Origin of the sequence: Actinomadura sp. (assembly GCF_044508335.1) — a bacterium.
Lineage (GTDB): Bacteria > Actinomycetota > Actinomycetes > Streptosporangiales > Streptosporangiaceae > Spirillospora.
In genome coordinates, this window is sequence record NZ_JBIQHY010000008.1 from 92,621 (window position 1) to 105,670 (window position 13,050).

Genomic DNA, 13,050 nt, shown 5'->3' on the forward strand with positions numbered 1-13,050 from the left:
GCCGCGATCGGGGCGCCGCCGCGATCGGGGAGCCGGGCCGCGTCATGCGCCGGGCTGCAGCAGCACCTTGATCGCGCCGTCCTGCTTCTTCTGGAACATCTCGTACGCCCGCGGCGCCTTCTCCAGCGGCCAGCGGTGCGTGGCGAGGTCCATCACGCCGAGCGGGTCGGAGTCGTCGGAGACCAGCGGCAGCAGCTCGTCGATCCACCGCTTGACGTGCGCCTGCCCCATGCGCAGCCCGATGCCCTTGTCGAACATCTTGAGCATGGGCAGCGGGTCCGTCATGCCGCCGTAGACGCCGATGACCGAGATCGTCCCGCCGCGGCGCACGATCTCGATCGCGGTGTTGAGCGCGGCGAGCCGGTCGACGCCGACGCGCTGCATCACCGGCGCGGCGGAGTTGCCCGGCATCAGCGTGGTGAGGGTCTGCGCCAGCTTGGCGCCCGGCGAGCCGTGCGCCTCCATGCCGACCGCGTCGATCACCGAGTCGGTGCCGCGGCCCCCGGTGAGCTGGCGGACCGCGTCCGGCACGTCGTCGGCGTCGTCGGCGTCGATCACCTCGACGCCGTGCCGGCGCGCCATCTCCAGCCGCTCCGGCACCAGGTCGACCGCGATCACGCGGTGCCCGAGGTGGCGGGCGATCCGGGCGGACATCTGGCCGATCGCGCCGAGGCCCAGCACGGTGACCGTCCCGCCCTCCGGGATGCCGGCCCACTCGACGGCCTGCCGCGCGGTCGGCAGCACGTCCGACAGGTAGACGAACCGCTCGTCCGGCGGCCCCTCCGGCACCTTGACCGGCCCGAAGTGCGCCTGCGGGACGCGCAGGTACTCGGCCTGCCCGCCGGGGACCTGCCCGTAGAGCCGGGTGTAGCCGAACAGCGCCGCGCCCGAGCCGTACTCGCGGACCTGCGTCGTCTCGCACTGCGCGTAGAGCCGCATGCCGCACATGTGGCAGCGGCCGCAGGAGATGTTGAACGGGATGACCACGCGGTCGCCGGGCTTGACGTGCGCGACGTCGGGGCCGGTCTCCTCGACGATGCCCATGGGCTCGTGGCCGAGGATGTCGCCCTCGCTGAGGAACGGGCCGAGCACCTCGTACAGGTGCAGGTCCGACCCGCAGATCCCGGTCGAGGTCACCCTGATGATCGCGTCGTCCGGCTCCTTGATCGTCGGGTCGGGCACGGTGTCGACGCGGACGTCCCGCCTGCCGTGCCAGGTGACAGCCTTCATCGTTGCTCCCTCTCGGACGCGGTGGCCCCGTCCCAGCCCGCCCTACCCCGACGGGCGGGGCGAAACGTCCGTCCCGTCCGGCGCGGCGGCACGCCGGGCGATCCGGACTGAGGTCGTAAATGAGGGGTAAAGCGTGCACATGGACGACGGCCCCCTGCGCCTCGGCGTGCTCGACATCGGCTCCAACTCGGCGCACCTGCGCGTCGCCGACCTCGCCCCGGACCTCCCGCCCCGGCCCGTCCGGTCGGTGAAGAGCGCCGTCCGGCTGGCCGAGGCCACCGACCGGCACGGGGTCATCGGCCGGCCCGCCGTGGGCCGGCTGATCGCCGCGGTGCGCGAGTCGGTGGCCGCCGCCGCGGCGCTCGACGTCACCGAGCTCGTCCCGTACGCGACGTCCGCGCTGCGCGACGCCGCCAACCGGGACGACGTCACCGCGGAGGTCCGCGCCGCCACGGGAGTGGAGCTGGGCTTCCTCACCGGCGAGCGGGAGGCGCGGCTGACGTTCCTCGCCGCGCGCCGCTGGTTCGGGTGGTCGGCGGGGCCGATGCTGCTCGCCGACATCGGCGGCGGCTCGACGGAGCTGGCCTACGGCGCCGGGCGGGAACCGGAGATCGCGCTGTCGCTGCCGCTCGGCGCGGGCCGCCTCACCCGGCACCACCTGCCCGGCCCGCCCGTCCGCAAGCGGACGTACCGGGCGCTGGGCGAGCACGTCCGGTCCGTGCTCGGCGAGGCGGTGATCGGGATCGCCGCGCGGCCCGCGCCGGTCCGCGCCGTCGCGACGTCCAAGACCTTCACCCAGCTCGCCCGGCTGTGCGGCGCGCCCAAGGCGAAGGCGGGCCTCTACCGGGAGCGCCACCTCGACCGGAGCGACCTGCGCGGCTGGATCCCGAAGCTGGCGAGGCTGCCCTACGAGGAGCGGGCGCGGCTGCGCGGGGTGAAGGCGTCGCGCGCCCGCCAGATCCTCGCCGGCGCGATCGTGGCCGACGGCGTCATGGACGTCCTCGGCGTCGACCGGCTCGACGTGTGCCCGTGGGCGCTCCGCGAGGGCGTCTTCCTGCACCGGCTGAGCGAGCTGGCGGGCGGCCGGGGCCCCGAGCTGTTCCCCGAGCGGCGCCCCATGACGCTGCGGGGAGCCTCGCTGCGCGCCGTCACCTGACCGCGGGCCGGCGCGGGACCCGGAGCCGCCCTTTCCCGGGCCTTCCCGGCGTTTGAAAGGGGCCAGCGCGGCAAGTGGCCCGTTGGGCTCGGACGAGCGAGGGAGGGAGGGCCGCCGATGACCGCGGTACAGGGGAGGCGCGACACCAGCGTCGCCGACGCGCTGGCACGGCACCGCAAGGGCACCAGGATCGGCCATGTGCTGGCGACGACCGACCACAAGATGGTCGGCTACCTGTATCTCTCGACGTCGTTCATGTTCTTCCTCGCCGCCGGGATCATGGCCATGCTGATGCGGGCCGAGCTCATGGAGCCGGGCAAGCAGGTCGTGAGCAACCAGGTCTACAACGAGCTCTTCACCATGCACGGCACGATCATGATGCTGCTGTTCGCGACCCCGACGTTCCTCGGGTTCGCCAACGTGATCGTCCCGCTCCAGATCGGCGCGCCGGACGTCGCGTTCCCCCGGATGAACGCGATGACCTACTACCTGTTCCTGTTCGGCGGGCTCATGGTCCTCGCGGCGTTCATCATGCCGGAGGGGGCGCCCGGCTACGGGTGGTTCTCCTACGCGCCGCTGACCGAGCCGTCGTACTCGCCCGGCCTGGGACCCGACCTGTGGATCATGGGGCTGATCCTGTCCGGGTTCGGGACGATCCTGACCGCGGTGAACATCACCACCACGATCATCGCGATGCGCGCCCCCGGCATGGTGATGTTCCGGATGCCGATCTTCACCTGGAACGCGCTGCTGACCAGCCTGATGGTGCTCGCGGCGTTCCCGGTGCTGACCGCCGCGCTGTTCGCGCTGGAGGCCGACCGCAAGCTCGGCTCGCACATCTACGACCCCGCGAACCACGGCGCGCTGCTCTGGCAGCACCTGTTCTGGTTCTTCGGCCATCCCGAGGTCTACATCGTCGCGCTGCCGTTCTTCGGCATCGTCACCGAGATCATCCCGGTGTTCGCGCGCAAGCCGCTCTTCGGCTACCTCGGCATGGTGGCGGCCACCATCTCGATCACCGGGCTGTCGATGACGGTGTGGGCGCACCACATGTTCGCCACCGGCGGCGTGCTGCTGCCGTTCTTCTCCATCACCTCGTTCATGATCGCGGTCCCGACCGGCATCAAGTTCTTCAACTGGATCGGCACGATGTGGAAGGGGCAGCTGACGTTCGAGACCCCGATGCTGTTCGCGATCGGGTTCCTCGTCACGTTCCTGTTCGGCGGGCTGACCGGGGTGATCCTCGCCTCGCCCCCCATGGACTTCCACCTCACCGACTCGTTCTTCGTGGTCGCGCATCTGCACTACGTGCTGTTCGGCACGATCATCTTCGCCACGTTCGGCGGCTTCTACTTCTGGTGGCCGAAGATGACGGGGCGGATGCTGCACGAGGGCTGGGGCAAGGTCCACTTCTGGACGATGTTCCTCGGGTTCCACCTGACGTTCCTCGTCCAGCACTGGCTGGGCGCGGAGGGCATGCCGCGCCGCTACGCCGACTACCCGGAGAAGTTCGCCACGCTGAACTTCATCTCGTCGATCGGCGCGTTCATCCTCGGCGCCTCCACGTTCGCGTTCCTGTGGAACGTCCTGCGCAGCTGGCGGCGCGGCGAGAAGGTCGAGGTGGACGACCCGTGGGGGACCGGCGGCTCGCTGGAGTGGGCGACGTCCTGCCCGCCGCCCAGGCACAACTTCACGGCCATGCAGCGGATCCGCTCCGTCCGCCCCGCGTTCGACCTGCACTACCCGCCGGTGGAGCCGCCGCAGGAGAAGGAGCCGGCGCTCCCGCCGCCCCGGGACTCCTGACCCGGGGCGTCAGCCGCCCTCGCCGTCGTCCGACGGTCCCCGGAGGTCGCCCTGGCCGCCGCCGTACGACTCGGACTGGTAGTCGAGGTAGAAGCGGTTGGCGCGGGTCCGCACCTGCGCGCGGGCGCGGTCGGGGGTGGGGAGCGGGATGAGGTGGTTCGGGTAGGGGGCGACGAGCTCGCGCGGGCGCCGGGTCCGCAGGACGGCCTCCTGATCCGCGGACGGCTGCTCGTGCCGCTCGGTGAAGGCGCCGTCCGGGGTCAGCGAGATCAGGCCGCTCTCCACGCCCTCCTCGCGGATCTGGAGGTCGCGGCGCTGCAGGCTCAGGCAGACGCGGCGGGCGATGACGAACGCCGCGACCGGCCCGACGAAGAACCCGACGCGGAAGAACCAGGTCGTCCAGAACAGCGGGATCTTGAACGTGTCGGCGATGACGTCGTTGCCGCCCGCCGCGAGCAGGTTGGCGTACCAGACGGCGGCCGCCGCGCCGATCCCGGTCCTGGTCGGGGCGTTCCTCGGCCGGTCCAGCAGGTGGTGTATCCGCTCGTCGCCCGTGGCCCAGCGTTCCGCGAACGGATACACCCCGATCAGGGTGAAGAAGACCCCCGGCAGGATGACGGCCGGCAGCAGCACGTTCCACGCGACGGTGTGCCCGGCGACCGTCGTCGACAGGCGTCCCATGATGCGCAGAGACCCCTCCAGGAACCCGACGTACCAGTCGGGCTGGGAACCGAACGACACCTGGTCCGGCTCGTACGGGCCGTAGAGCCACACCGGGTTGATCTGGAGGAACGCCGCCATCCCCGCGAGGACGCCGAACGTGAACAGGAAGTAGGCGCCGCTCTGCGTGGCGAAGTGCGGGAACGTCTTCTCGCCGCTCACCGACATCTCCCGCCGGCCCCTGCCCGGCCACTGGGTGTGGGTCTGGTGCCAGAGGATCATCAGGTGCACGGTGATGAGCGCGATCAGGATCGCCGGGATCAGCAGGATGTGCACGGTGAACAGCCGGGGGAGGAAGTCCTCGGCCGAGGGGAACTCGCCGCCGAAGACCCACATGCTCGCGTACGTCCCGGCGACGGGGACGGAGAGCAGGATCCCCTGGAAGATCCGCAGGCCGGTGCCGGACAGCAGGTCGTCCGGGAGCGAGTAGCCGGCGAACCCCTCGGCGACCGCCAGCGCGAACATCGTCACGCCGATCACCCAGTTGACCTCGCGCGGCTTGCGGAACCCGCCGGTGAAGAAGATCCGCATCAGGTGCATGATGATCGCCGCGAGGAAGATGTTCGCCGCCCAGTGGTGGATCTGCCGCATCAGCAGCCCGCCCCGGACGTCGAACGTGAGGTGCAGGGTGGAGGAGTACGCCTCGCTCATCTTCACGCCCCTGAGCGGCGCGTAGGAGCCGTCGTAGACGTGCACCGCGCCGCTCGGCTTGAAGAACAGCGTGAGGAACACGCCCGTGATGACCAGGACGATGAACGAGTTCAGCGCGATCTCGCCGAGCAGGAACGACCAGTGCTTCGGGAACGCCTTCTTGATGTTCCGGTCCAGGAACGAGGTGGTGCCGAGCCGGTCGGTCGTCCCCCAGAAGAGCTTCTCGGCCCGGGTCCCGGCCCTCTCCGCGACCTCGGCTTCGGCCCCGCCCTTGCGTCCCGCCATCGCGCATCTCCCGTACCGGAGCAGTATTTCCGCTGGGCGGGTACCCGTGCCGGATCACGGCAAACGGTCAGGCCGCGCGGGCCTCTCCGGCCGTGCCGAGGCGGTGCCGGGCGAGCTTGATGTCGGCGCGCAGCCGGTCGGCGGCCAGCGGGTCCCGCTCCAGCCCGCCGAGCCCGTCCTCGATCAGTTCGAGCTGGTCGGCGCGCATCCGGGCGAGCAGCCGGCGCGGCTCCCCGGCGGGCACGCCCCACCGCTCCTTGCGCCGCCACTTGCGGAACGCGAGCACGTGCCCCTCGCCCGGGACGAGGACGCCCCGCGCCGTCTCGGCGTGCACGGTCCGGCGGAAGTGCGACAGGTACCGCCGCCGCGCGAGCCGGTAGGCGGCGACCGCCGCGAGCAGGATCGGCGCGCCCTTCACCGGCAGCAGCACGACCCCGGACAGGACGGGCGCGTCCCACCACGAGTGCAGCGCCATCGCCAGCAGCAGCGCGCCCGCCGCGACGGCGGCGCTCGCCCGGGACGCGCGCCCGAGCAGGCAGCCGAGCCCCGCGCCGCCGACCGCCGTCATCGCCCAGTGGCTCCACCACGCCCCGCCGACCACCCGGCTGCCGAAGGAGAAGAGCGCCGCGCTCGCGTCCTGCGTCGCGCCGGTCAGCACGATCGTGTTGAGGACGTACAGGAAGTTCTCCGCGAACTGGAAGCCCAGCCCGGCGAGCGCGCCGTACCCCCAGCCGTCCAGCGGCCCCCGCACGGCGGCGGGCGCCATCAGCGCGATGAGCGCGACGCCGAGCAGCTTCAGGATCTCCTCGTCGACCGGCGCGGCGATCGACGCGCCCCACACCGCGGTGAAGGCGGGGCCCGCCGTCTTGCCGAGGACCGCCTGGAACGCCGAGTTCGCGGGCAGCGCCAGCCCGAACGCGGCGAGGCCGCCCCACGCCACCGCGACCAGCGCGTACCCGGCCGGATGCGACCGGACCGGGTGCAGCCGCCGCAGCACCCACACCCCCGCCGCCAGCGACGGCGCCAGGAGCGCGAACCCGACGGTCGCGCCGGCCGGGAACGCCGCGGCCTGCGCGCCGATCCCGCGGAAGGCGATCCAGCCGCCGAGCAGGCACGCGGCCGCCCACAGCCAGAACGCCGGCCGGCGGATCACGACGCCGAGATCCGCACGGACCGCACGATGGCCTCGACGTCCGCGGCCAGCCTGCGGTAGGCGCCGGGCGGGCCGGACGCCGTCACCGTCGCGCCGAGGGTGCCCGCGGCGAACACGGTCGCCATGCCGACGCGCTCCCGCCCGGCGAGCCGCCCGGTCAGCCCGGTCAGGCCGTGCGCGGTGGTGATGGGGACGGGCTGCGCGCGCAGCCGCGAGCGTCCGCCGGCGGCGACGATGCGGCCGAGGCCGTCCCACAGCTCCCGCGCGTCGAGCGGCGCCAGCGGCACCACGACGCGCACGTAGAGGCCGACGCCGGAGTTGGACAGCTCGATGTTGCTGGTCAGCGAGGACTGCGCCTCGTCCAGGGCCCAGCCCGCCGACGGCACCGTGAACGCCACCGGGCGGACGCCGTCGCGCTCCGCGCCCACGGAGAGGACCGTCCCGGCCGCGAGCGGCCGCGCGCCGCTGCCGAGGGCCCGGTCGAGCAGCGGCAGCCCCGCGGCGAGGACCAGCAGGACGAGCGCCACGAGACCCGTGCCCCACCATCTCACCCGCGCCACGTGACCCCCCGATCATGTGCGCTGCGGAAATGCCCCTTGACAGCGGCGCTAAACAGGATCGGGGCGCGCCGGGTCACCAGTGAGCGGGCCGTCCGACCGCGTCCGGCAACCGCGTGCCCGCGTCGCCCCGCGCCGAGTCCAGCTGCCCCTGCGTGAGGAACAGGCAGCCGGTGAGGTCGGCGCCGCGCAGGTCCGCGCCGCGCAGGTCCGCCCCGATCAGGTCCGCCGAGCGCAGGTCCGCGCCGCGCAGATCGGCCGCGATCAGGTACGCGCCGCGCAGGCAGGCGCCGCGCAGGTCCGCGCCCGCCAGCCGCGCCCCGATCAGGTCGGCGCCCCGCCGGTTCGGCTTCGGGCCCGGCACGCCGGCCCTGGCCAGCTCGCTCGCCCGCAGGAGCAGCGCGTTGACCGCCTCGCGCACCGCCGGGACGTCCACCTCGGCGAGCTCGCCGGGACCGCCCAGCGTGAGGCGCTCGACGTCGTCGTACGCCCGCCGCAGCTCGTCGCGGACGGGTCCGGCGGCCGGCATCGCCAGGGCCTCGTCCAGATACCGGAGCAGCTCGTGGAGCCGGCGCATGACGGGGAAGACGCGGAACATCGGGCCCGCGACCTCCGGCCCTTCACGCCAGTCCCGGCCGGCGAAGGTCCGCTGCGACACCTTCTGGCCGGCGCCGAAGCAGTCGAAGACGGCGCAGCCCTGGAAGCCGCGCTCCCGGAGGTCGGCGTGGACGCCGCAGCGGAAGTCGGCCAGGAGGTTGCGGCACGGCTCGCCCGCGTCCTTGTCGATCGCGAAATCGGCCGACTTCGCGAACGGCAGCGCGACGCAGCACAGGCCGAAGCAGTTCCCGCAGTCGGCCTTCAGGTCCGCCCTCTCCGGCACTCCGCCCCCTCCGTCGGCGACGCTCCATTGTCGCGCCGCGCGGCGGCTGCTCGTGACGCGGTGGGATACAGTCCGGAGGGCCCATGACCACCTCCCTCACCGAGTCCGCCATCGTCTCCAGGCTGCGCGCCGCGGGCTGCGTGTTCGCCGAGGACGAGGCGCGGCTGATCCTCGCCGCCGCCCGCACGCCGGACGACGCGTCCGCCATGGTGGAGCGGCGCGCCGCCGGGCTGCCCCTCGAACACGTCCTCGGCTGGGCGGAGTTCTGCGGCCTGCGCATCGCCGTCGAGCCGGGGGTGTTCGTGCCGCGCCGCCGCACCGAGTTCCTCGTCCGGCGGGCCGCCGCACTGGCGCCGCCGCGCCCGGTCGTGGTCGACCTGTGCTGCGGCTCGGGCGCGCTGGGCGCCGCGCTGGTCTCCGGACTGGTCTCCGGACTGGTCTCCGGACTGGTCTCCGGGCAGGTCTCCGGGGCGGGCGGGGCCGAACTGCACGCCGCCGACATCGAGCCCGCCGCGGTCCGCTGCGCCCGCCGCAACATCGCGCCGTTCGGCGGCCGCGCCTACGAGGGCGACCTGTTCGCACCGCTGCCGGACGCGCTGCGGGGGCGCGTCGGCGTGCTGCTCGCCAACGTCCCCTACGTCCCGACCGGCGATGTCGCGACGCTGCCCGCCGAGGCGCGCGACCACGAGCCGCGGGTCGCGCTCGACGGCGGCCCCGACGGCCTGGACGTGCTCCGCCGCGTCACCGCGGAGGCGGCGGGCTGGCTGGCCCCCGGGGGCCGCCTGCTGTTCGAGACGAGCGAGCGGCAGGTTGCGGACGCGGTCGCCGCCGTCGAGCGCGGCGGGCTGGCGGCCGCGGTCGCGACGTCGGACGAGTTCTCCGCCACGGTCATTGCCGGAGCAAAACCTGTGTAAATCCTGACGCTCGGGTACAGGTCGCCTAGGACGACCTGAAGGAGTGAACTCGAATGCGCCGCATCAGTGCAGCGCTCAGCGCCATCGCCGGCACGATCGTCAGCATCGTGACCCTGCCTTTCCGGGTGCTGCAGCGCCTGCTGACCCCCGGGCGCCGCGGCCGCACCCGCCGGTAACGGCCGCGACGCGCAACCGGCCGCCCCGGTCCGCCCCCCGTTCGGACCGGGGCGGCCGCACGCGAAAATGCTTTGCGCGCCGATGGCGATTCCCCCATCCTGGGAATACCGAACTGAATGGGTCTGTAGCTCAATGGGAAGAGCGCCCGCCTTGCAAGCGGGAGGTTGCCGGTTCGAATCCGGCCCGATCCACGAACTGGACCGGCGGGAGTAACGACCCCCGGCTGGTTCCGCACCGTGCCCGAGGCGGGCGGACGCCACCGCCGCCGGCGGGCGCCCATGCTGGATCATCCAATGGCAGGATGCGTGACTCTGGATCACGTCATGCAGGTTCGACCCCTGCTCCAGCAGCCATTCCGTCAGGGCCGCGCGCCGATGCGGGCGCGCTGCGTCGTCCAGGCGCGGGCCCGGCCGGTGAGGGTGATCCCGAGGCCGGGCCGGGCCGGGACGTCCATCCGGCCGTCCCTGATCGTCAGCCGTTCCTCGAAAAGCGGATCGAGCCAGTCGAAATGCTCGACCCACGGCTCGCCGGGATAAGCGGCGGCCAGATGCAGGTGTATTTGCATCGCGAAATGCGGGGCGAGTCCCAGATGGCGGTGGTCGGCGAGCGTCGCGAGCTTGAGGAAATTGGTGATGCCGCCGATTCGCGGGGCGTCCGGCTGGATGACGTCGGCGGCGCGCCGGTCGATGAGCTCGCAGTACTCGGCGACGCTGGTGAGCATCTCGCCGGTCGCGATCGGCGTGTCGAGCGCCGCGGCGAGCGCGGCGTGGCCCTCGGCGTCGTAGGCGTCCAGCGGCTCCTCGATCCAGGTGAGGCCGAAGTCCTCCAGCGCGCGGCCCATGCGCAGCGCGGCCGGCCGGTCCCACTGCTGGTTCGCGTCCACCATCAGCGGGAACGCGTCGCCGAGGCGCTCCCGGACGGCGGTGACGCGGCGCATGTCCTCGGCGTGGTCGGGATGGCCGACCTTGATCTTGACGCCGCCGATCCCGGCGGCGGCGGACGCCTCGGCGTTCTCCAGGACCTCCTCCAGCGGCGCGTGCAGGAAGCCGCCCGAGGTGTCGTAGCAGCGGACCGAGTCGCGGTGCGCGTCGAGGAGCTTGGCGAGCGGCAGGCCCGCCCGCCTGGCCTTCAGGTCCCACAGCGCGATGTCGATCGCCGCGATCGACTGGGCGGCGAGCCCGCTGCGGCCGGCCGACGCCCCGGCCCACGCGAGCTTCGTCCAGAGCCTGCCGATGTCGTTCGGGTCCTCGCCGATGAGGACGGGCGCGATCTCGGCGGCGTGCGCGAACTGGCCGGGCCCGCCGGCGCGCTTGGAGTAGCCGAACCCGATGCCCTCGTGGCCGCCCTCGGTGCCGATCTCGGCGAACAGGAACACGACCTCGGTCATCGGCCGCTGCCGCCCGGTCAGCACCTTGGCGTCGCTGACCGGGGCGGCCAGCGGCAGCGTCACCGACGACAGGTCGATCCAGGCGACCCGGTCGAGGGCCGTCATCTCAGCGCACCCGCTTCACGAGTTCGGCCAGCTCGGCGGTCTCGGCCTCGGTGAGGTCGGTCAGCGGCGGGCGGACGGGCCCGGCGGGGCGGCCGGTGATCCGCATGCCCGCCTTGATGATGCTCACCGCGTAGCCCTTGCGGCGGCCGCGGATCTCGCAGTACGGCAGGACGAAGTCCGCGAGCCGCCGCGCCACCTCGTCCCGGTCCCGGTCGCGGACGGCGGCGTAGAACGCCAGCGCGAACTCCGGGATGAAGTTGAAGACCGCCGAGGAGTAGGTCGTGACGCCCATCTCCAGGTAGGGGAGCGCGAACGTCTCGGCGGTGGGGAGGCCGCCGATGTAGACGAGCCGGTCGCCGAGCCGGGACCTGATCCGCGTCATCAGCTCCAGGTCGCCGACGCCGTCCTTGAACCCGACGAGGTTGGGGCAGCTCTCGGCGAGCTCGGCGACCGCCGCGTCCCCGTAGACGGCGTTCGCGCGGCTGTAGACGGTCACGCCCAGCCGGGTCGCCGCGCAGACCGCGCGGACGTGCGCGACCAGGCCGTCCTGCGACGCCTCGGTGAGGTAGGGCGGGAACAGCAGCACCCCGTCGGCGCCCGCGTCCTCGGCCTCGCGGGCCATCCGCGCGGCCGCCGCCGTCCCGTACCCGGCGGGGGCGATCACCGGGAGCCCGTCCGGGGCCTCCGCGACCGCCGCGCGCACGACCCGGCCGACCTCGTCCGGGGTGAGCGAGAAGAACTCGCCCGTGCCGCCCGCCGCGAACAGCCCGGCGACGCCGTATCCGCCGAGCCGGGCGATGTTCTCCCGGTAGGCGCCCTCGTCGAAGGACAGGTCGTCGCGGAAGTGGGTGACGGGGAACGAGAGGAGCCCGGACCCGAGCCGCGTCGCGATCTCTTCGGGCGCAGTCTGCTTCATGCACCCGAGGCTAGGATGACCGATTGATCCAGGTCCAACACGAAAAAGGCATCTACTGATGCCTTAAGGGAATCGATGTTCACGCTGGCCCAGCTCACGAACTTCGTGGCCGTCGCCGAGGAGCTGCACTTCGGCCGGGCGGCCGAGCGGCTGCGGATGACGCAGCCGCCGCTCAGCCGGCAGATCCAGCTGCTGGAGAACGAGCTCAAGGTCCGGCTGTTCGACCGGACGAACCGGTCCGTCCGCCTCACCCCGGCCGGCCGGGCGTTCCTCGTCGAGGCGCGCCGGCTGCTCCAGCAGGCCGACCACGCCGCGATGTCCGTCCGGCAGGTGTCGGCGGGGGAGGCCGGGAGCATCACGGTCGGGTTCACCGCGGCGAGCGCCTACGCCATGCTCGGCCGCCTGCTGGAGGTGGCGCGGGCCGCGCTGCCCGGCGTCGGGATCGTCCTGCGGGAGATGGTCACCCGCGACCAGTTGCGCGCCCTGGCCGAGGGCGGCCTCGACCTCGGGCTGGTCCGGCCGCCGGTCACCGACCCCGACCTGGAGGAGCGCCCCGCGGACCGGGAGGCGCTGCTCGCCGCGGTCCCCGACGGCCACCCCCTGGCCGAGGGGGACGGGCCGCTCGCGCCGGCCGACTTCGACGGGCAGCCGTTCATCATGTACTCGCCCGTCGAGGCCCGCTACTTCCACGAGCTGGTGATCAGCCTGTTCCGGCAGGCGGGCGTCTCGCCCGTGTACGCGCAGTACCTCAGCCAGGTGCACAGCATCCTGGCGCTGGTCGGCAGCGGCTGGGGCGTCGCGCTGGTGCCCGCCGCGGCGTCCCGGCTGCGCTACGCGGGGGTGGCGTTCCGCCCCCTGGACGTCCCGGGCCCGGACCCGGTCGAGCTGAGCCTGACCTGGCGCAGGAGCAACGACAACCCGGCGCTGGCGAAGCTGCTCCGGCACCTTTGACGCGCCTTGACCGGGACGCGGGACGTGAATTATTTTGTCGTTCAAATATTGGTCGTCAAAGTATTGATCCGCATTCCCGGCCCGTGGAGGAACGATGAGCGACTATCCCGCGTACGCGCCGTCGGAGGAGCATGAGCTGCTGCGGCGTACGGTGCGTGAGCTGGC

12 protein-coding genes and 2 tRNA genes are annotated in these 13,050 nt (G+C 72.9%); 7 read left to right on the plus strand and 7 right to left on the minus strand.

The window, feature by feature from the left end:
• Nucleotides 1–42: 42 nt before the first annotated feature.
• Nucleotides 43–1,230 carry a zinc-dependent alcohol dehydrogenase gene (locus tag ACIWVC_RS05425; RefSeq protein WP_396445822.1) on the minus strand — a complete coding sequence of 396 codons (1,188 nt, stop codon included), beginning with the start codon at nucleotides 1,228–1,230 and terminating at the stop codon, nucleotides 43–45.
• Nucleotides 1,231–1,369: 139 nt separating this feature from the next.
• Between ACIWVC_RS05425 and ACIWVC_RS05430 the strand changes: the two genes are divergently transcribed.
• Complete coding sequence (locus ACIWVC_RS05430; RefSeq protein ID WP_396453860.1) at nucleotides 1,370–2,386, plus strand: Ppx/GppA phosphatase family protein; 1,017 nt, start codon at nucleotides 1,370–1,372, stop codon at nucleotides 2,384–2,386.
• A gap of 117 nt (nucleotides 2,387–2,503) precedes the next feature.
• On the plus strand, nucleotides 2,504–4,189 hold the full coding sequence (gene ctaD, locus ACIWVC_RS05435; RefSeq protein ID WP_396453862.1) for a cytochrome c oxidase subunit I: 1,686 nt from the start codon (nucleotides 2,504–2,506) through the stop codon (nucleotides 4,187–4,189).
• A gap of 9 nt (nucleotides 4,190–4,198) precedes the next feature.
• Here ctaD and ACIWVC_RS05440 read toward each other — a convergent pair whose 3' ends face one another.
• From ACIWVC_RS05440 to ACIWVC_RS05455, 4 genes are all read right to left on the minus strand, one after another.
• Nucleotides 4,199–5,845 carry a cytochrome bc complex cytochrome b subunit gene (locus ACIWVC_RS05440; protein ID WP_396453863.1) on the minus strand — a complete coding sequence of 549 codons (1,647 nt, stop codon included), beginning with the start codon at nucleotides 5,843–5,845 and terminating at the stop codon, nucleotides 4,199–4,201.
• A gap of 67 nt (nucleotides 5,846–5,912) precedes the next feature.
• Nucleotides 5,913–6,998 (minus strand): PrsW family glutamic-type intramembrane protease, encoded by a 1,086-nt coding sequence (locus ACIWVC_RS05445; RefSeq protein WP_396453864.1) that lies wholly within the window; start codon nucleotides 6,996–6,998, stop codon nucleotides 5,913–5,915.
• Complete coding sequence (locus tag ACIWVC_RS05450) at nucleotides 6,995–7,549, minus strand: hypothetical protein (RefSeq protein WP_396445827.1); 555 nt, start codon at nucleotides 7,547–7,549, stop codon at nucleotides 6,995–6,997. Before ACIWVC_RS05450 ends, ACIWVC_RS05445 begins: the two co-directional genes overlap by 4 nt.
• A gap of 82 nt (nucleotides 7,550–7,631) precedes the next feature.
• Nucleotides 7,632–8,435: a pentapeptide repeat-containing protein gene (locus tag ACIWVC_RS05455; RefSeq protein WP_396453865.1), complete on the minus strand. Its 804-nt coding sequence runs from the start codon at nucleotides 8,433–8,435 to the stop codon at nucleotides 7,632–7,634.
• Between the two features lie 83 nt (nucleotides 8,436–8,518).
• Here ACIWVC_RS05455 and ACIWVC_RS05460 point away from each other — a divergent pair, with 83 nt between their 5' ends.
• From ACIWVC_RS05460 to ACIWVC_RS05475, 4 genes are all read left to right on the plus strand, one after another.
• Nucleotides 8,519–9,349 carry a putative protein N(5)-glutamine methyltransferase gene (locus tag ACIWVC_RS05460; protein ID WP_396453866.1) on the plus strand — a complete coding sequence of 277 codons (831 nt, stop codon included), beginning with the start codon at nucleotides 8,519–8,521 and terminating at the stop codon, nucleotides 9,347–9,349.
• Between the two features lie 53 nt (nucleotides 9,350–9,402).
• Nucleotides 9,403–9,525, plus strand: coding sequence for an LPFR motif small protein (locus ACIWVC_RS05465; protein WP_396445829.1), 123 nt, complete (start codon nucleotides 9,403–9,405; stop codon nucleotides 9,523–9,525).
• Between the two features lie 119 nt (nucleotides 9,526–9,644).
• A tRNA-Ala gene (locus ACIWVC_RS05470) sits at nucleotides 9,645–9,717 on the plus strand.
• Between the two features lie 88 nt (nucleotides 9,718–9,805).
• Nucleotides 9,806–9,879: transfer RNA gene (locus ACIWVC_RS05475), tRNA-Gln, on the plus strand.
• A 5-nt stretch (nucleotides 9,880–9,884) separates the two neighbouring features.
• Here the strand turns inward: ACIWVC_RS05475 and ACIWVC_RS05480 are convergent.
• The gene (locus ACIWVC_RS05480) at nucleotides 9,885–11,018 is read right to left on the minus strand and encodes a mandelate racemase/muconate lactonizing enzyme family protein (protein ID WP_396453867.1); all 1,134 of its coding nucleotides are present in this window, start codon (nucleotides 11,016–11,018) and stop codon (nucleotides 9,885–9,887) included.
• A 1-nt stretch (nucleotide 11,019) separates the two neighbouring features.
• Entirely contained in the window at nucleotides 11,020–11,934 is a 915-nt protein-coding gene (gene kdgD, locus ACIWVC_RS05485; protein WP_396453868.1) for a 5-dehydro-4-deoxyglucarate dehydratase, read from the minus strand.
• 75 nt (nucleotides 11,935–12,009) lie between these two features.
• Here kdgD and ACIWVC_RS05490 point away from each other — a divergent pair, with 75 nt between their 5' ends.
• Nucleotides 12,010–12,885 carry a LysR substrate-binding domain-containing protein gene (locus tag ACIWVC_RS05490; protein WP_396445832.1) on the plus strand — a complete coding sequence of 292 codons (876 nt, stop codon included), beginning with the start codon at nucleotides 12,010–12,012 and terminating at the stop codon, nucleotides 12,883–12,885.
• Nucleotides 12,886–13,050 lie beyond the last annotated feature (165 nt).

What these genes read in the sequence shown, in the direction of transcription:
- ACIWVC_RS05460 (WP_396453866.1), top strand. Translation starts at nt 8,519, where the DNA reads ATGACCACCTCCCTCACCGAGTCCGCCATCGTCTCCAGGCTGCGCGCC.
- kdgD (WP_396453868.1), bottom strand. Translation starts at nt 11,934, where the DNA reads ATGAAGCAGACTGCGCCCGAAGAGATCGCGACGCGGCTCGGGTCCGGG.
- ACIWVC_RS05480 (WP_396453867.1), bottom strand. Translation starts at nt 11,018, where the DNA reads ATGACGGCCCTCGACCGGGTCGCCTGGATCGACCTGTCGTCGGTGACG.
- ACIWVC_RS05440 (WP_396453863.1), bottom strand. Translation starts at nt 5,845, where the DNA reads ATGGCGGGACGCAAGGGCGGGGCCGAAGCCGAGGTCGCGGAGAGGGCC.
- ACIWVC_RS05490 (WP_396445832.1), top strand. Translation starts at nt 12,010, where the DNA reads ATGTTCACGCTGGCCCAGCTCACGAACTTCGTGGCCGTCGCCGAGGAG.
- ACIWVC_RS05425 (WP_396445822.1), bottom strand. Translation starts at nt 1,230, where the DNA reads ATGAAGGCTGTCACCTGGCACGGCAGGCGGGACGTCCGCGTCGACACC.
- ACIWVC_RS05430 (WP_396453860.1), top strand. Translation starts at nt 1,370, where the DNA reads ATGGACGACGGCCCCCTGCGCCTCGGCGTGCTCGACATCGGCTCCAAC.
- ACIWVC_RS05465 (WP_396445829.1), top strand. Translation starts at nt 9,403, where the DNA reads ATGCGCCGCATCAGTGCAGCGCTCAGCGCCATCGCCGGCACGATCGTC.
- ctaD (WP_396453862.1), top strand. Translation starts at nt 2,504, where the DNA reads ATGACCGCGGTACAGGGGAGGCGCGACACCAGCGTCGCCGACGCGCTG.